This window comes from Frigoribacterium sp. CF331 (genome assembly GCF_057787905.1).
The window spans coordinates 569,463-585,443 of sequence record NZ_CM173545.1 but is presented as its reverse complement, the minus strand read 5'-3'; the positions used below and the strand labels follow the sequence as shown (position 1 = coordinate 585,443).

The 15,981-nt window shown below is 72.1% G+C and carries 16 protein-coding genes; 10 read left to right on the top strand and 6 right to left on the bottom strand.

The annotated features are described in order from the left end of the window. The first annotated feature begins 86 nt into the window (after window positions 1-86). The 6 genes from AC3CCI_RS02705 to AC3CCI_RS02680 all read left to right on the top strand — a co-directional run bounded on the left by AC3CCI_RS02705 (window position 87) and on the right by AC3CCI_RS02680 (window position 6,542). Window positions 87-1,871 carry a S1C family serine protease gene (locus tag AC3CCI_RS02705; protein WP_488628026.1) on the top strand — a complete coding sequence of 595 codons (1,785 nt, stop codon included), beginning with the start codon at window positions 87-89 and terminating at the stop codon, window positions 1,869-1,871. A 150-nt stretch (window positions 1,872-2,021) separates the two neighbouring features. Next, entirely contained in the window at window positions 2,022-3,065 is a 1,044-nt protein-coding gene (locus AC3CCI_RS02700; protein ID WP_488628025.1) for a glycosyltransferase family 2 protein, read from the top strand. A gap of 6 nt (window positions 3,066-3,071) precedes the next feature. Next, on the top strand, window positions 3,072-3,878 hold the full coding sequence (locus tag AC3CCI_RS02695) for a CDP-alcohol phosphatidyltransferase family protein (protein ID WP_354593509.1): 807 nt from the start codon (window positions 3,072-3,074) through the stop codon (window positions 3,876-3,878). Between the two features lie 8 nt (window positions 3,879-3,886). Beyond that, window positions 3,887-4,762, top strand: coding sequence for a glycosyltransferase family 2 protein (locus AC3CCI_RS02690; protein ID WP_488628024.1), 876 nt, complete (start codon window positions 3,887-3,889; stop codon window positions 4,760-4,762). Between the two features lie 54 nt (window positions 4,763-4,816). After that, window positions 4,817-6,121 (top strand): CDP-glycerol glycerophosphotransferase family protein, encoded by a 1,305-nt coding sequence (locus AC3CCI_RS02685; protein WP_354593508.1) that lies wholly within the window; start codon window positions 4,817-4,819, stop codon window positions 6,119-6,121. A gap of 115 nt (window positions 6,122-6,236) precedes the next feature. Continuing rightward, window positions 6,237-6,542, top strand: coding sequence for a helix-turn-helix domain-containing protein (locus AC3CCI_RS02680; RefSeq protein WP_354593507.1), 306 nt, complete (start codon window positions 6,237-6,239; stop codon window positions 6,540-6,542). 26 nt (window positions 6,543-6,568) lie between these two features. Here AC3CCI_RS02680 and AC3CCI_RS02675 read toward each other — a convergent pair whose 3' ends face one another. From AC3CCI_RS02675 to AC3CCI_RS02655, 5 genes are all read right to left on the bottom strand, one after another. After that, window positions 6,569-6,850 (bottom strand): PilZ domain-containing protein, encoded by a 282-nt coding sequence (locus AC3CCI_RS02675; protein WP_354593506.1) that lies wholly within the window; start codon window positions 6,848-6,850, stop codon window positions 6,569-6,571. A 141-nt stretch (window positions 6,851-6,991) separates the two neighbouring features. Beyond that, window positions 6,992-7,804 carry a hypothetical protein gene (locus AC3CCI_RS02670; protein ID WP_354593505.1) on the bottom strand — a complete coding sequence of 271 codons (813 nt, stop codon included), beginning with the start codon at window positions 7,802-7,804 and terminating at the stop codon, window positions 6,992-6,994. 9 nt (window positions 7,805-7,813) lie between these two features. Continuing rightward, complete coding sequence (locus AC3CCI_RS02665; RefSeq protein WP_354593504.1) at window positions 7,814-8,575, bottom strand: ABC transporter ATP-binding protein; 762 nt, start codon at window positions 8,573-8,575, stop codon at window positions 7,814-7,816. Further along, window positions 8,575-9,372, bottom strand: a complete 798-nt coding sequence (locus AC3CCI_RS02660; RefSeq protein ID WP_488628023.1) for an ABC transporter permease — start codon at window positions 9,370-9,372, stop codon at window positions 8,575-8,577. Before AC3CCI_RS02660 ends, AC3CCI_RS02665 begins: the two co-directional genes overlap by 1 nt. Before the next feature lie 60 nt (window positions 9,373-9,432). Then, window positions 9,433-10,146, bottom strand: coding sequence for a phosphocholine cytidylyltransferase family protein (locus AC3CCI_RS02655; protein ID WP_488628022.1), 714 nt, complete (start codon window positions 10,144-10,146; stop codon window positions 9,433-9,435). Window positions 10,147-10,410: 264 nt separating this feature from the next. Here AC3CCI_RS02655 and AC3CCI_RS02650 point away from each other — a divergent pair, with 264 nt between their 5' ends. From AC3CCI_RS02650 to AC3CCI_RS02640, 3 genes are read left to right on the top strand one after another with little or no spacing between them, the layout of a single operon-like run. Then, complete coding sequence (locus AC3CCI_RS02650) at window positions 10,411-11,916, top strand: ABC transporter ATP-binding protein (protein WP_488628021.1); 1,506 nt, start codon at window positions 10,411-10,413, stop codon at window positions 11,914-11,916. Then, window positions 11,892-13,457: an ABC transporter permease gene (locus AC3CCI_RS02645; protein ID WP_354593500.1), complete on the top strand. Its 1,566-nt coding sequence runs from the start codon at window positions 11,892-11,894 to the stop codon at window positions 13,455-13,457. The genes AC3CCI_RS02650 and AC3CCI_RS02645 overlap by 25 nt, the downstream gene beginning before the upstream one ends. A gap of 25 nt (window positions 13,458-13,482) precedes the next feature. Beyond that, a complete protein-coding gene (locus AC3CCI_RS02640) occupies window positions 13,483-13,743 on the top strand; it encodes a DUF3039 domain-containing protein (protein ID WP_056262309.1) in 261 nt (86 codons plus the stop codon). Window positions 13,744-13,756: 13 nt separating this feature from the next. Here the strand turns inward: AC3CCI_RS02640 and AC3CCI_RS02635 are convergent, their stop codons facing one another. Continuing rightward, window positions 13,757-15,046, bottom strand: a complete 1,290-nt coding sequence (locus AC3CCI_RS02635; RefSeq protein WP_488628020.1) for a nicotinate phosphoribosyltransferase — start codon at window positions 15,044-15,046, stop codon at window positions 13,757-13,759. A gap of 66 nt (window positions 15,047-15,112) precedes the next feature. Between AC3CCI_RS02635 and murI the strand changes: the two genes are divergently transcribed. Beyond that, window positions 15,113-15,967 carry a glutamate racemase gene (gene murI / locus AC3CCI_RS02630; protein ID WP_354593498.1) on the top strand — a complete coding sequence of 285 codons (855 nt, stop codon included), beginning with the start codon at window positions 15,113-15,115 and terminating at the stop codon, window positions 15,965-15,967. The last annotated feature ends 14 nt before the right edge of the window (window positions 15,968-15,981 follow it).

Below are 15,981 nucleotides of genomic sequence, written 5' to 3'. Positions count from 1 at the left end.
ATAAGGTGGGCGCAGTCCGCTCACAGGCTCGCCTTATGATCCGCCCAGCTTGGGCGACCAGGCTGTCAGGGCTTGGAAGGAGCACCATGACCGACACCCCCCGCCGTGACGACGACACCGACGACGGCGCGCCCCGCGCGTCCGACGGCAGCGCCGACGGTTCGCAGGGCACCCCTGGCGATCACCGGGTCGGACCCGACGACGCCCGGCCCACGACATCGGACCCGGCGGACCAGGGGGTCACGTACGGTGCCCCGCCCCTCCCCGGCAGCACGCCGCAGGCCGGGGCGTTCGGGGCGCGCCCCGACGACTCGGTGCAGCACCCCTCGCCGGACGGCCAGCACGACCAGGCCCGACCGCACGACGGGTCGTACCAACAGCCGGGCTCGTACCAGCAGCCGGGTTCGTACCAGCAGCCCGGGTCGTACCAGCAGCCCGGGTCGTACCAGCAGCCGGGTTCGTACCAGCAGACCGGGTCGTACCAGCAGTCGGGTCCGTACCAGCAGCCGGGTTCGTACCAGCAGCCCGGTTCGTACCAGCAACCGGGCTCGTACCAGCAGCCCGGGTCGTACCAGCAGCCCTCCGCCGATGCCCACCAGCAGCCCACGTCGGGATCGTCGGCGTTCGCCTACGACACCACGAACTCGTACGCCGCGGCGGGGTGGCAGGCTCCCACGCCGCAGCCCAAGAAGAACAGACGGGGCGTGGGCACCCTCGCCGCGGCCCTGCTCGTCGGGGTCCTCGTGGGTGGTGCGGCCGGTGGTGGCGTGGCGGCGGTGCTCTCTCGTGACTCCGGGGCCGGCGTCTCGGCGACGGGTCAGTCGCGCGACCTCACGGTGAACGACTACGACGACGCCACGGTCGTGACCGCGGTGGCCGCCAAGGCGACCGAGTCGGTCGTCACGATCAACGTGACGGCGGGGGAGTCCGGTGGCACGGGCTCCGGCGTCATCCTGAGTGCCGACGGCTACATCGTCACCAACACGCACGTCGTCACGCTCGACGGCGCGAGCGCGTCGGGCACCATCACCGTGACCCTCAGCGACGGCAGCATCCTGCCGGCCGAGGTGGTCGGCCTCGACCCCACGGTCGACCTCGCCGTGCTGAAGATCGACGCGAGCGGCCTCACGCCCATCGACTTCGCCGACTCGTCGAAGCTCAACGTCGGCGACACGGCCGTGGCGATCGGCGCCCCGCTCGGGCTCTCGAACACGGTCACCGACGGCATCGTGTCGACGCTCAACCGCAGCATCACCGTGCAGTCCTCGGCCGCGCCGAGCGACGGCAGCGACCAGGGTCAGCAGAACGACAACAACGGTCAGGGCCCCTTCTCGTTCAACAACGGTGACGGCAACACGCAGAACCAGGCCAGCTCGGTCATCTCGCTCCCGGTCATCCAGACCGACGCGTCGATCAACCCGGGCAACTCGGGCGGTGCGTTGCTCAACTCGCAGGGCGAGCTCATCGGGCTCAACGTCGCCATCGCCAGCTCGGGTGACTCGTCGGGCAGCATCGGCGTCGGCTTCTCGGTGCCGTCGAACCTCGTCCAACGCGTCGCGAAAGAGATCATGGCGAACGGTTCGGCCAGCCACGGCCTCCTCGGGGCCAGCGTCAACGACGCCACGAGCGACGCGAACGCGAGCCGGGTCGGTGCCCTGATCGTCCAGCTCAGCCCCGGAGGCGCGGCGCAGAACGCCGGGCTGCGGCAGGGCGACGTCGTGACCGAGTTCAACGGCGTGCCGATCAGCGACCGCACCGACCTCACCGCGCAGGTCCGGTTCCTCGCCGGCGGCGCGACCGCGAAGCTGACCTACGTCCGAGACGGGCAGACGGCGACGACGGACGTGACGCTCGACACGCTGACCAGCTGATCACACGCCCCGGTCGACGCGACGGGGGTCGGGACGCGACGGCGTCCCGGCCCCCGTCGTCGTGTTGCTAAGCTCGCCACGATCCCTGCGGTCGTCCCGCAGCACCGACCCGCGCCTCCCCGGCGCTCACGAGCCCGAGGAACGCGATCCATGCCAGCAGGCGACAGCACCCGACCCGGTGTCTCGTACGTCATGCCCGTCCTGAACGAAGAGCGCGAGATCCGGGCGGCGGTCGAGAGCCTGCTCGGCCAGGACTACGAGGGCCCCTTCGAGGTGATCCTGGCCCTCGGCCCGAGCGTCGACCGCACGAACGAGGTCGTCGCCGAGATGTCGGCCGCCGACCCGCGCGTCCGCAGCATCCCCAACCCCGTGGGGTCGACCCCCGCCGGGCTCAACGTGGCCATCCGGGCCTCGGTGCACCCGATCACCGTCCGCGTCGACGCGCACTCGGTGCTGCCGAGCGACTACACCCGCGTCGCGGTCGAGACCCTCGAGCGCAGCGGGGCCGACAACGTCGGCGGCATCATGGCCGCCGTCGGCCGCACCCCCTTCGAGAAGGCCGTCGCCCGCGCCTACGGCAGCCGGGTCGGTCTCGGGGGGACGCCGCACCACGTGGGCGGTGCCGAAGGCCCCACCGACACGGCCTACCTCGGGGTCTTCCTGCGGCACCGCCTGATCGAGGTCGGCCTCTTCGACGAGGGCGTCAAGCGGGGCCAGGACTGGGAGCTCAACCGCAGGCTCCGGGCCACGGGCGGAACGGTCTGGTTCACCCCCCGACTCGTCGTCACGTACCGTCCTCGACCGAGCCTGCGGAAGCTCGCCCGGCAGTTCGTCGCCACGGGACTGTGGCGCGGCGAACTCGCGAGGCGGTTCCCCAAGGCCAACACGCTGCGGTACCTCGTGCCGCCGGCCATGGTGCTGGCCGTCGCCCTCGGCCTCGTCGTGGGGCTCGCGGGGGTGGTCGGCCTCGTGCTCGGCGGACCGCTCGGCTGGGCGACCCTCGCCCTCGTCGTGCCCGGCGTCTACGTCGTCTTCGTGCTCGCCGCCGCGGTCGTCGCCGCCCGGGGCGACGACCTCCGCACCCGTGCCTGGTTTCTCGTAGTCTTGCCTTCCATCCACTTCGGGTGGGGCGTCGGCTTCGTGCTCGGCTTCCTCGACCTCACGAAGAACATCACCGCCCAGACCGGAAGGTAGCCGCCGATGACCGCGCTGCCCACGAGACCGAGCTCGATCGCCGAGTTGCGACGCGTCGCCCAGCCCCCCGAGGTCCGCAGCCGGGCGAACGCCGAGCACTGGACGGCGTCGTTGTACCTGCGCGACGTCTCGCCCTACCTGACCTGGTGGCTGCTCAAGACGAGCGTCTCGGCGAACGGCGTCACCGGGCTGATGATCCTGGTCGGTTGGTGCACGGCCCTGTCGCTCCTCGTGCCGGGCATCACGGGCGCCCTGCTCGCACTCGTCCTCGGCCAGCTGCAGATGCTCGTCGACTGCTGCGACGGCGAGGTCGCCCGGTGGCGGGGCACGAGTTCGCCCGCCGGGGTGTTCCTCGACAAGGTCGGCCACTACTCGACCGAGGCCCTCATCCCGATCGTCCTGGGCATCCGGGCCGCCGGCTTCCCGTTCGAGACCCCGGCCGACTTCGCCTGGACGACCGCCGGCTTCGCCCTCGCCCTCGTCATCGTGCTGAACAAGGCCCTCAACGACATGGTCCACGTCGCGCGTGCCAACGCCGGTCTCGACCGGCTCGAAGACAAACGAGGAGGCGCGACGCAACCGAGCGGGCGCCTCCTGTCCCGACTGCGCAGCGCCGCGAGGTTCGTGCCGTTCCATCGGCTGTACCACTCGGTCGAACTGACCATGCTGGTCTTCGCCGCCGCGATCGTCGGCCTCGTGGTCGGCGGGGCCACCGCCGACCGGGTGCTGCTCGTCGCCCTGCTGCCCTTGTCGGTGCTGGCGCTCGTCGGTCACTTCGTCGCGATCATGGCCTCGAAGCGGGTGCGCTCCTGAGCGAGGGCGTGGCTCGCGTCGGCGTCGTCAGCCTGACGCAGGGGCGCCGGCCCGACGACCTGCGTCGCGGACTCGCGTCGCTGCTGGCCCAACGCGACGTCGAGCTCGACGTCGTCTGCGTCGTCAACGGGCGTGACGAGGCGACCCCGCCCGTCGAGGTGCCCGCCGGCGTCCGCCTGCTCGAGCTCGACGAGAACGTGGGCATCCCCGCCGGTCGGAACCGCGGCGCCGAGACGGTCTCGGGCGACTGGATCTTCTTCCTCGACGACGACGCCGGCCTGCCCTCCGAGCGGTTCCTCGCCGATGCCGTCGCGGTCATGCGGGCCCGACCCGAGATCGGCCTGCTGCAACCTCGCGTGGTGGACCCCGACGGCGCCGCCAACCCCCGTCGCTGGACGCCACGGTTGCGCAAGGGAGACCCTCGTCGGTCGAGCGACGTCTTCTCGGTGTGGGAAGGAGCGACGCTGCTGCCGCGGGACGTCTTCGACGCCTGCGCCGGGTGGGGCGAACCGTACTTCTACGCGCACGAGGGCATCGAGCTGGCCTGGCGGGTGTGGGCCCAGGGCCGCCGTGTCCGGTACGAGGGTTCCCTCGTGGCGAACCACCCGGCCGTCGACCCGACCCGGCACGCCGAGTACTACCGTCTCAACGCCCGCAACCGCGTCTGGCTGGCCAAGCGCAACCTGCCCTGGCCGCTGGTGCCCGTGTACGTCGGGTCGTGGACGGCGGTCCAGGTGCTGCGATGGGCGCGGACGCCCGCCCGCCTGCGTCCGTGGTTCTCCGGGTGGGTCGAGGGCTGGCGCGAGGCACCGGGGGGTCGACGGTCCATCGGTTGGGTAACGGTCCTGAGGATGTCCAGGGCCGGCCGACCTCCGGTCCTCTAGGCTTTCCGGGGTCCGGCGCCGATCGGGGTGACGGACCAGATCCGAGGAGTCCGTGTGCCGCTGACCCGTGACCTGGGGCTCGCCTGGAGCCTCGCCCGCCGAGCCGTCCGCTCGCGGAGCAGCCGCCGCCGACTCGAGCGCGACCCCAGGGCCGCTCGGACCCCGGAACCGGGCACCGTCCGGGTGGCGGTCTACTTCGCCGACACGACCGTCAACATGTACCAGATCAGGCAGTGGTACGCGCCGTTGGCCCACCTGGCCGAGACGTACCCCGTCGCCGTGGTCGTCCGCTCGCCCGGCACGATGGTGACGATGCTCGACGAGTGCCCGGTGCCGCTCGTCTACGCCCGCAAGGTGGCCGACCTCGAGGACTTCGTCGCGGCCCAGCCCCTCGCGCTCACGTTGTACGTCAACCAGAACGCCAAGAACTTCCAGATGATGCGGTACGGCCGCATGTGGCACGTCTTCGTCAACCACGGCGAGAGCGACAAGATGTACATGACGACCAACCAGTTCAAGGCGTACGACTACGCCTTCGTCGCCGGTGACGCCGCCCGGGGCCGTCTGGCGGCCAAGCTCTGGGACTACGACCTCGACAAGCGTGCCCTGCCCGTCGGCCGGCCCCAGGCCGACCACTTCGCCGGGGACGTGCCGTACCCGGACGACGACCGCCTCGTCGTGCTCTACGCCCCGACCTGGGAGGGCGATCGGCCCGCGGCCGCCTACGGGTCGATCGCCACGCACGGGCTCGCCCTCGTCGAGGCGCTCCTCGCCACCGGGCGTCACCGGGTCGTCTACCGGGCCCATCCGCGCAGCGGCGTGCTCGACGCCGACTACAAGCGAGCACACGAGGCCGTCATCCGCGCCATCGCCGAGGCGAACACCCGTGATCCGGCCGCGCACCACGTCCACGACACGGGGCCCGAGCTGGGCTGGCAACTGGCGTCGGCCGACGTCGCCGTGACCGACATCTCGGCGATGGTCTACGACCGGCTCGCGACGGGGCGACCGCTCGTCGTGACGAGACCGGTGGCGGCCGAGGCCGACGTCGACGAGTCGGGCTACCTCGGCGACGCCGAGTGGCTGACGGCCGAAGGGGCCGGTGACATCGTCGGGCTCGTCGACCGGGTCGTGGGCGACCCGGAGGCGCGGGGCCGTCTCGACCACTGGGTCCGGCACCACTTCGGTGACACGTCGCCCGGTGCCGCCACGCGGCGCTTCGAGACTGCGGTGGGCGACCTCGTCCGACTGCGTGACGAGTACGCCGCCCGTCACCCCGCGGCGGACGAGCGTCGCGCGGCCGGAGCGACGGGAGGCGCGGACCCCGAGGCCGGCGACCCGGAGGTGGCCGACCTCTGAGCCGGTGGCACCAGCCGTCCAGGCGAGCACGCGTCGAGGCATTCGTGCACAGGGCATGGATGTCCCGGTGCCGTGGACTCTGGATCTCAGACGCTGAGCCGCGTATCCATGAGGCATGCCTGAACCGACGTCAGCCGCCGCACGACTCTTCGGTGAGCGCATCCGTGACCAGCGCCTCCGACTCGGGCTGAGCCAGGACGAGGTCGCACACCTGGCCGGGATGAACGTCTCGAACTACGGCAAGATCGAGCGGGGCATCGGCAACCCCGTGCTGCACACGATCGTGCGGCTGGCCGTGGTGCTCGGGGTCGACCCGGCGACGCTCGTCGGCGGTCTCGGCGTCGAACACCTGCCGCCCCTGGTCGAGGCTTTCACGGCCGCCGACTACGTGGCCGAGCGGCGGGCCCGCCGCTCGAGCTGACGGGGTCGCGGCGATCGGCCGGCTGCTCAGAAGCTGAACCGCCAGAGGTACTCGGTGCCGTCGGGGCGGAACCACCGGACGACGGCGATCGCGCTGCGGGCGAGTTCGACGCCGAGCACGCAGAGGTCGACCGACGCGCCCGGATCGAGGCGGGTGGTCGCCACCGGGACCAGGAGCCCCGTGCCCACGAGGGTGACGCGGACGCCGGAGACGGTCTCGGGGGAGTCGTTGACGAGTCGGTACACCCGGGGGGCACGACGGCGGTCGAGGGTGAACGGGACGGTGTAGGCGGGGGTCGTCGTGGTCATGGGCCCGACGATAGGTGCGGCCACCGCTGCCCGTCCCGCGGCCCTGTGGACGGCGGGTGATCGGGGACGAGGCGTCCATGCACCCTGCCCCGGCCGGCCGGCGCCTCGCGCAGCCGCCCGGTCGTTCGGCCGTTCAGCCGTTCAGGACGTCAGCGTCTCGGGGAACTCGGCGGGGGGCGCGCCGAAGGCCGTCCGGGCGGTCGTGACCACCTTGCGTCCGAGCAGGTGGTTGCCCGTGCCGCCCACGACCGCTCCGATGCCGAACGGGATGGCCCGGCCGAGGACGGAGGCGCCCTGGGAAGCGGCGAACCGCCTCACGAACTGCTTGCGGATGGTGTCGGTCAGGCCGCTCATGGCCGCCTTGGGGAGCTTGTCCGTCACCAATTCGCCCCAGAACGCGGTGCGGGCCGGGGCGGTGCCCATGGCCTCGCCGGCGAACTGGCGGACCAGGCTGGCCCCCGGGCCTCCGAGCAGCATGGCCATGACCAGCGCACGCGCCCGGTCGGGGTCCGAGACGGCGATGCCGTGGACCTCGGTCACCGACTGGGCGAAGAGGGCGCTCGCCTCGAGGAAGCCGGCGGTCTCGACGCCGGACAGGGCGAGCGAGACGCCCCAGCCGACACCGGGGATGACCGCGCTGGCCCCGACGGCCGCGCCGCCCGTGGTCACGGCAGCGAGGTACTCGCGCTCGAGGACGGCGATCAGCTTCTGCGGCGTGGCCTTCTTGTGGCGACGGCGCAGCATGGCGACGTGCTTGACGACGACCGGTCGCTGGACGGCGAGGAGCTTGTCGAGGCGTCGGACCCACGCGGCGTCGTCCGACCGCTCGGGCGTCGAGGTGGTCTCGTAGTGGTACTCGGGCGACGCGTCCTCGTCGCGCGGGGTCAGCGCGCTGCCCGACGGGGAGGGTTCGCGGTCGTGGTCGGGGCTCTGGGGGTGACGACGGAAGGGCACCCGTCGACCCTACGCCGAGGGCCGGGGAGGGTGGTCGGAGGCGTATCGGGCGAGCGCCTCGTCGAGCGGCCCGTCGAAGGCCAGCCGCCCTCCGTCGAGGTACAGGCCCCGGCGGCAGAAACGCCTCAGGTCGCGTTCGTTGTGCGAGACCAGGAAGAGCGTGCGACCGTCGGCCAGCATCTCGCCGATCCGGGCGTAGCACTTCTCGCGGAACGCCTTGTCGCCGACCGCCAGCACCTCGTCGACGAGGACGACGGGTTCTTCGAGTCGGGAGATGACGGCGAAGGCGATGCGGACCTTCATGCCGCTGGAGAGGTGTTTGTAGGGCGTGTCGACGAAGTCGGCGATCTCGGCGAACTCGATGATCTCGTCGAAGCGTTCGTCGATCTCGGTGCGGTGCATGCCGTGCAGGCCGGCCGTCAGGTAGACGTTCTCGCGGACCGTCAGGTCGGCGACGAAGCCACCCGTGATCTCGATCAGGGGTGCGACGCCACCCGAGACCACCACGCTGCCCGTGTCGGGCAGGATCACCTCGGCCACCAGCTTGAGGAGCGTGGACTTGCCCTGGCCGTTGCGCCCCACCACGCCGATGGCCTCGCCCGGGTGGACCTCGAAGCTCACGTCGCGCAGGGCCCAGAACTCGCCGGGACGCGAACGGCGACCGCTGTCGGCGAAGAGGTCCTTGAACGACCGGCGTCCGCGGCGGTTGCGGCGGAACCGGATGCCGACGCCGTCGACCCGGATGACGGGGCCCTGCACGGTGGGGGTCATCAGATCTCCTTCAGCACGGCGCGCTCGCTCGCGCGGAAGACCAGCAGCCCGACAACCAGGACCACGAGGCACACGCCTCCGCCGACGAGGACCTCGGTGAGGTCGAACTGCTCGGGGAAGAACGCCGACCGGTACAGGCCGAAGATGCCGCTGAGGGGGTTGAACGCCGCCAGCAGGTGCAGGTCGTCGGGGAGGTCCTGGGTGCCGTAGATGACGGGGGAGGCGTAGAACGTGAAGCGGAGCGCGAGCTTGGTCGCGCGCTCGAGGTCGCGGAAGAACACGACGAGCGGGGCGACGACGAGCCCGACGCCGGCGACGAGCAGCGTCTGCATGACCATGGCCAGGGGGAAGAACACGACCTGCCAGTGCAGGTGGGCTCCGCCGGCGATCGCGAAGACGGCCAGGACGGGCAGGCTGAGGGCGAACTCGATGCCCTTGGACCCGACCAACCGGAAGACCCAGATCGTGCGCGGGATCTTGGTCGACCGCACGAGCTTGGCCTCGCGGATGAAGGCCCGCGTGCTGTCCGACACGGCACCGTTGAACCACATCCAGGGCAGGAGGCCCGACAGCAGGAAGACGATGTAGGGCTCGTCACCGACCGAGCGCTTGAAGACGACCGAGAAGACGAAGAAGTAGATGCCCGACATGACGAGCGGATCGAGGATCGACCAGACGTAGCCGAGCTTCGACGTCGAGTAGCGGACCTTGAGGTCGCGACTCGTCAGCAGCCAGAGCGTCTGACGGTATCGGGCGGCACCGCTGCGACGGGGCCGTTCGGCCAGGTCAGTGCTCACGGACGTCCTTCACGGTCAGGACATCAGGCCCGACCGCGCGACCGTCGATGACGGCCCGGTTCAGACGAACAGGTTCGCGCGCTCGAGGTCTTCGGCGAAGTCGACCTCGACGGCGTAGAGGTCGGAGATGTCCACGGGCTCAAAGCGTAGCCCGTCCTGACCGATGGCCAGTTCGATGCCGCGTTCGAAGTAGTCCTGGTTGTCGACCTTGGACAGGTGGTGGACGAGGGTGGCCTTGTCGGCCTTCGACACGTAGTTGATGCCGACGGCCTCGCCGAGGCCGCCCTTGACCTGTTTGGAGAGTTCGGCGATGTAGCCCTCGGCGTCGGTCGTGTACTTGACCTCTTCGTCGGACACCTTGGACGTGTTGACCGTGACGAACGACTGGTCGTCGCGCACCAGGCGAGCCGCGCGGGTGAGGGCGGTCGGGTCGAAGACGACGTCGCCGTTCATCCAGAGGACCCCCCCGGAGGCGCTGGCCCGGAGGGCGCGGAGCAGGCTCTTCGAGGTGTTGGTCTGGTCGTACATCTCGTTGTAGACGAACGACGCCGACGGGAAGGCCTCGACGATGTGCTCGAACTTGTAGCCGACCACGACGGTGACCCGGGCGTCGGGGCCGAAGGCCTCGCGGATGTTGTCGAACTGCTGCTGCATGATGGAGCGGCCGTCGTTCAGTTCGGTCAGCGCCTTCGGCAGCGAGCGGCCGAGACGGCTGCCGAGCCCGGCGGCCAGGATGACGATCTGCTGGCGGTGGTTCGTGTCGTTCTTGCTCACGGGGGTCTCCTCACAAGGGGCGAGCTCGTGCGGGACGGGCTCTGCGGCGGCCCCGGCGGTGCGGACCGGACCCGTCTCTGGGTGCGATTCGCCTCGTGTTCGAGCGGCGTTCACCGCGGAGCATCGATCTGGACACGTCGTCGTGCTCTCGCAGACTACCCGACGAGGCCTCCGGCGGCCAGGGAAGGCGCCCGAAGCGTGTCCGTTTCGTGATATGCGACTCCCGTCGTCCGAGGCGTGTCGAGGCCTTGGTACGGTGGGGCGATGGCTGGACGGCGCGAGGACGACGTGGGTGACGACGCCCCCGACTCGACGGCGGGTGACGACACGGTCCGAGCGGTGGGCACCGCCGACCAGGGGGAGAACACAGTGGACGACGACGCGACGACCGCGGGGGACGTGGCAGGCGAGGCGACCGTGACGACCGGGGAGGGCACGCCTCCGACGGCGGCGGCCGCTCCGGCGAAGGCCCCGGCGGCCCGCAAGCCCACGTCCCCCCGCAAGCCCGCGACGCCCCGCAAGCCCTCCCAGCGCACCGCGGCCGACCGGTCCGCCGCAGCCAAGAAGGCCGCGGCCACCCGGGCGGCGAACGCCCGGGCCCGGGCCGAGGCGGCCGCCAGGGCCGCCGAGGAGGAACTGGTCGTCGAGCTCGCCGACGCGGGCGTCACGACCGACGGCACCGTCGTCGTTCCGGTCTCCGCCGACGACTACTTCGGCGACGCCCTGAACGCCGAGGAGGCGTCCGCGGCGGCCCTCGAGGACGCCCTGACCGACGACGACCGGGCCGCCGAGGCCCCCGAGGTCGGTGGGGCCGGCGACGGCGCGACCGACGACGGCGGGCCCGACGACGACGCCGCGACCGGCGACGCCGCGACCGGCGACGCCGCGACCGGCGACGCCGCGACCGGCGACGTCGCGACCGGCGACGCCGAGGTGTCGTCCGACGACGCCGGGACCGCCGCCCCCACGTCGGTCGCCGGGCGGAGCGCGCGCGAGGTCGACGCCGAGGCGCCGGTCGTGCTGGCGATCTCCGGCCTCATGAAGCGCTACGGCGGCACCGTCGCCGTCGAGAACGTCGACCTCGAGGTGCGGGCCGGCTCGTTCTACGGCATCGTCGGACCGAACGGCGCCGGCAAGACGACGACCCTCTCGATCGTCACGGGTCTGCTCCGACCCGACGCCGGCACGGTCACCGTCCTGGGTGCCGACGTGTGGCGTGACCCGGCGGCGGCGAAGCGGTCGCTCGGCGTCCTGCCCGACCGTCTTCGACTGTTCGACCGCCTGACCGGGGCCCAGCTGCTCTACTACTCCGCGACCCTCCGCGGCCTGGACGGCGTGACGGCGCGCAAGCGGTCGTCCGACCTGGCCACGGCCTTCGGCCTGCACGACGCCTTGGGGCGCCTCGTGAGCGACTACTCGGTCGGCATGACCAAGAAGATCGCGCTGGCGGCCGCCATCATCCACTCGCCGAGGGTCCTCGTGCTCGACGAACCGTTCGAGTCGGTCGACCCCGTCTCGGCCGCCACGGTCACCGACGTCCTGCAGCGCTACGTGGCCGGAGGCGGCACCGTGCTGCTGTCGAGCCACAGCATGGACCTCGTCGAGCGCATCTGCGACAGCGTCGCGGTGATCGTCGACGGGCACGTCCTCGCCAGCGGCACGGTCGACGAGGTCCGCGCCGGGCGCTCCCTCGAACAGCGGTTCGTCGAGCTCGCCGGCGGGCGCGCGGTCACGGAGGGCATGGAATGGTTGCAGAACTTCTCCGACTGAGGCTGCAGACGATCGGCAACACGGTCCGCTTCGGGCCCCGCCGCCTCACGATCGCGGTCGGCTCGGTCCTCGCCGTCCTGGTCGTCACCATCGCCGTCGCGAGCCTCGTCAGCGGGCTGCGCGACGCCCCGCTCGACGACGTCCGTGCCGTGGTGGTGGGAGGCGGCGCCCTGTTGCTGGTGGGCTTCGCCGTCGTCCCCTTCGCGACCGTGCGTCCCGCCTGGAGCGATCCCCGCCGGCTCGCCGTCCTGGGCGTCCCCGAGGGGCGCGCGTCCGTCGGACTGGCCCTCGGTTCGCTCGTCGGCCTGCCCACGCTCGCCCTGCTCGTGCTCTCGACGGGGTACGTCCGGGCCTGGGCCGAGGGATCGGGCGTCGCGGCCGTCGCTGTGTTCGCCGCCCTGGTCGCCGGGCTCACGGCCCTGCTGCTGGCCCTCGTGGCGTCGACGCTCAACAGCGTCGTCCTCACCTCTCGGCGCGGGCGTGAGCTCGCCCTAGTCGGGGCCGTCCTCGTGGTCCTGCTGGCCGTCCCCGTGATCGTCGACCTCGTCCGGCTGTCGCTGCCCGGCCGCTCGGGCACGGGCGTCGTCGCGGACGCGCTCGCCTGGACGCCGTTCGGCGCCGCCCTCGCCCTGCCCGGTCACGTCGCCGCCGGCGAGACGGGCCGTGTCGCGTCCGACGTCGTCATCGCCGCGATCACGGTGGCGGCCCTCTGGTACGCGTGGCGGGCGCTCGTGGCGCGCGCGTTCGTCGACCGACCCGAGCCGGAAGAGGTCGACGAGGGCGACGGGCTCGGCTGGTTCGAGTACGTCCGCGCGTCGCCGACCGGGGCCGTCGCGGGCCGCAGCCTCACCTACTGGATGCGCGACGCGCGGTACCGCATGTCGCTCGTCATCATCCCGTTCCTGCCGCTGCTCGTCGTCCCGCTGGGCATCGCCGGCGTGAGCTGGAACTGGCTGGCACTCGTCCCGGTGCCGATCATGTGCCTGATCCTCGGCTTCCTGCCGCACAACGACGTGGCCTACGACAGCACCGCGCTGTGGATGCACGTGGCCTCCGACACGCGTGGTCTGGCCGACCGCGTGGGGCGACTGGCGCCTCCTCTGCTGATCGGGGTGCCGCTGGTCGCCCTCGGGTCGGTGGTCGCCACCTGGTTGTTCGGCGACTGGCAGGCGCTGCCGTCCGAACTCGGCGTGAGCGCCGGGTTCCTGCTCAGCGGCCTCGGGCTGTCGAGCGTCGTCTCGGCCCTCCTGCCCTACGCCACGGTCCGACCGCACGACGACCCCTTCCAGCAGCCCCAGTCGAACGGCGCGACCGCGGCCTGGGCCCAGAGCGTGATGATCGGCGGGGCCGTGCTGGCGACCGCCCCGGCCCTGTGGTTCGCGGGGCGTGGGCTCATCACGGGGTACCCCTCCGGCGGCACCTGGGCCCTCGTGTCGGGCGTCGGCGTGGGGGTCGTGGTCCTGGTCGCGGGGGTCGCCCTGGGTGCGCGCGTGTTCTCGCGCCGGGCCCCCGAGCTGCTGGCGTTCGCCCTGCGCAGCTGACCCGAGGTCGACGTACGATGTCGGCATGACTGACACGCAGACGGGCGGCGGCCTCGACGTCCTGGACCGCGAGCTCGAGAAGCTCCTGAACGACGAGGCGATCGACCCCGGCGACCACGAGCGCTTCTCGCACTACGTCAAGAAGGACAAGATCATGGAGTCCGCGCTGAGCGGCAAGCCGGTCAAGGCGCTCTGCGGCAAGAAGTGGACCCCGGGCCGCGACCCCGAGAAGTTCCCGGTGTGCCCGACCTGCAAAGAGATCTACGAGAAGATGACCTCGGAGTGACCCGGGCCGGGCGTCACGCGTAGACGGTCGGCACGACCGGCTCACCGCGACCGAGCCGCAGCGCCTGGTCGGGCAGTTCGGCCACGGCCGCGGCCCGGTGGAGGCGCGCCCTGGCCACGCCCTGGGCGCCCGTGTGCCGGACGTCGATCTCGCCCGCCGTCACGAGCGGGACGTGCAGCGGACGCTCCCCGGCCGCGTGCTCGTCCGAGCCGACGCGGATGAGCTCTCTCGTGGCGACCCCGTCGACGACCACCCGGACCGGTGACTTGCGGCCGCCGACCGTGGCCTTGTCGGCCGATTTCTTGGCCACCGAGACCCAGGCGCCGTCGTCTCCCCGTCGGGCCACGAGCTTGAACACCATGCCCGCGGCCGGATGCCCCGAGCCCGAGACGACCGAGGTCCCGACGCCGAAGGAGTCGACCGGGGCGGCCCGCAGGGCGGCGATCGTGTACTCGTCGAGGTCGTTCGTGACCGTGATCTTCGCCCCGGTCGCACCGAGGTCGTCGAGCTGCGCACGGACCTGGGCCACGAGCGACGGCAGGTCGCCGCTGTCGATGCGCACGGCCCCGAGCCCGGCGCCGGCGACCCGGACGGCGGTGGCCACGGCCTCGGGGACGTCGTAGGTGTCGACGAGCAACGTCGTGCCGGGGCCGAGGGTGTCGACCTGGGCGCGGAAGGCGGCCTCCTCGCTGTCGTGCAACAGCGTGAAGGCGTGCGCGGCGGTGCCCATGGTGGGCACGCCCCACGAACGGCCGGCCTCGAGGTTGCTCGTCGCGCCGAATCCGGCGATGTAGGCGGCGCGGGCGGCCGCGACGGCGCTGCGCTCGCCCGTCCGGCGCGAACCCATCTCGGCGAGGGGGCGGCCGTCGGCGGCGGACACCATGCGGGCGGCGGCGCTGGCCACGGCCGAGTCGTAGTTGAAGACGCTGAGCGCCAGGGTCTCGAGCAGGACCGCCTCGGCGAAGGTCGACTCGATGACGAGCAGCGGCGAGCCGGGCAGGTAGACCTCGCCCTCGGCGTAACCCCAGATGTCGCCCGAGAACCGGTAGTCGGCCAGCCAGTCCGCCGTCGTCCGGTCGACGACGCCGGCCTCGCGGAGCCACCGCAGCTCGTCGTCGCCGAACCGGAAGTCGGCGAGCAGCTCGAGGAACCGCCCGGTGCCCGCGACGATGCCGTAGCGTCGCCCCTCGGGCAGGCGTCGGGCGAACACCTCGAACACGCTGTCGCGGTGGGCCGTCCCCGCCTTGAGGGCGGCCTCCACCATGGTGAGCTCGTACCGGTCGGTCAACAGTGCGCTGGTCACCCCTGCAGCCTAGGCTCGCCGGATCGTCCCGGGGGTCGCGGCTCGCGACGGGTAGGCTTCGTGGTCGTGACGGACGCACCCATCGGAGTCTTCGACAGCGGCGTCGGCGGTCTCACCGTGTCGCGGGCGATCATCGACCAGCTGCCCCACGAGTCGATCCGCTACGTGGGCGACACCGCCCACTCGCCCTACGGGCCGAAGCCCATCGCCCTCGTCCGCGAGTACGCGCTCGCCGTCATGGACGACCTCGTCGCGCAGGGCGTCAAGCTGCTGGTCATCGCCTGCAACACGGCCTCGTCCGCGGTGTTGCGCGACGCCCGCGAGCGGTACACGATCGGCGCGGGCATCCCCGTCGTCGAGGTGATCCAGCCGGCCGTGCGCGCGGCGGTCCAGCAGACGCGCAACGGCCGCATCGGCGTCATCGGCACCGAGGGCACGATCAACTCGCGCGCCTACGAGGACGCCTTCGCGGCGGCGGCGGGTCTCGAGCTGTTCACCCGGGCCTGTCCGCGCTTCGTCGAGTTCGTCGAGGCGGGCGACACGTCGAGCCCCGAGCTGCGGGCCGTCGCCGAGGGGTACCTCGCGCCGCTCCGCGAGGCCGGCATCGACACGCTGGTCCTCGGCTGCACCCACTACCCGCTCATGTCGGCCGCGGTGCAGTACGTCGTGGGGCCCGACGTCCGGCTCGTGTCCAGCGCCGAGGAGACCGCGGCCGACGTCTACCGGACGCTCGTCCAGCACGGGCTGGAGCGGACCGACCGCGGCGCCCCGCACCACGAGTTCGAGGCCACGGGCCCCGACGAGAAGTCGTTCCTGCGCCTGGCCCGTCGCTTCCTGGGGCCCGAGGTCTCGCGCGTCGGCCACCTCGAGACGGGCGCCATCGAGCTGCCCACGGGCCTCCGCCCCGCCGAACGGACCTGATCCGCGCCTCCTCG

Coding starts and splice junctions, on each gene's coding strand:
- AC3CCI_RS02705 (WP_488628026.1), top strand. CDS start 87: ATGACCGACACCCCCCGCCGTGACGACGACACCGACGACGGCGCGCCC.
- AC3CCI_RS02700 (WP_488628025.1), top strand. CDS start 2,022: ATGCCAGCAGGCGACAGCACCCGACCCGGTGTCTCGTACGTCATGCCC.
- AC3CCI_RS02695 (WP_354593509.1), top strand. CDS start 3,072: ATGACCGCGCTGCCCACGAGACCGAGCTCGATCGCCGAGTTGCGACGC.
- AC3CCI_RS02680 (WP_354593507.1), top strand. CDS start 6,237: ATGCCTGAACCGACGTCAGCCGCCGCACGACTCTTCGGTGAGCGCATC.
- AC3CCI_RS02675 (WP_354593506.1), bottom strand. CDS start 6,850: ATGACCACGACGACCCCCGCCTACACCGTCCCGTTCACCCTCGACCGC.
- AC3CCI_RS02665 (WP_354593504.1), bottom strand. CDS start 8,575: ATGACCCCCACCGTGCAGGGCCCCGTCATCCGGGTCGACGGCGTCGGC.
- AC3CCI_RS02650 (WP_488628021.1), top strand. CDS start 10,411: ATGGCTGGACGGCGCGAGGACGACGTGGGTGACGACGCCCCCGACTCG.
- AC3CCI_RS02645 (WP_354593500.1), top strand. CDS start 11,892: ATGGTTGCAGAACTTCTCCGACTGAGGCTGCAGACGATCGGCAACACG.
- AC3CCI_RS02640 (WP_056262309.1), top strand. CDS start 13,483: ATGACTGACACGCAGACGGGCGGCGGCCTCGACGTCCTGGACCGCGAG.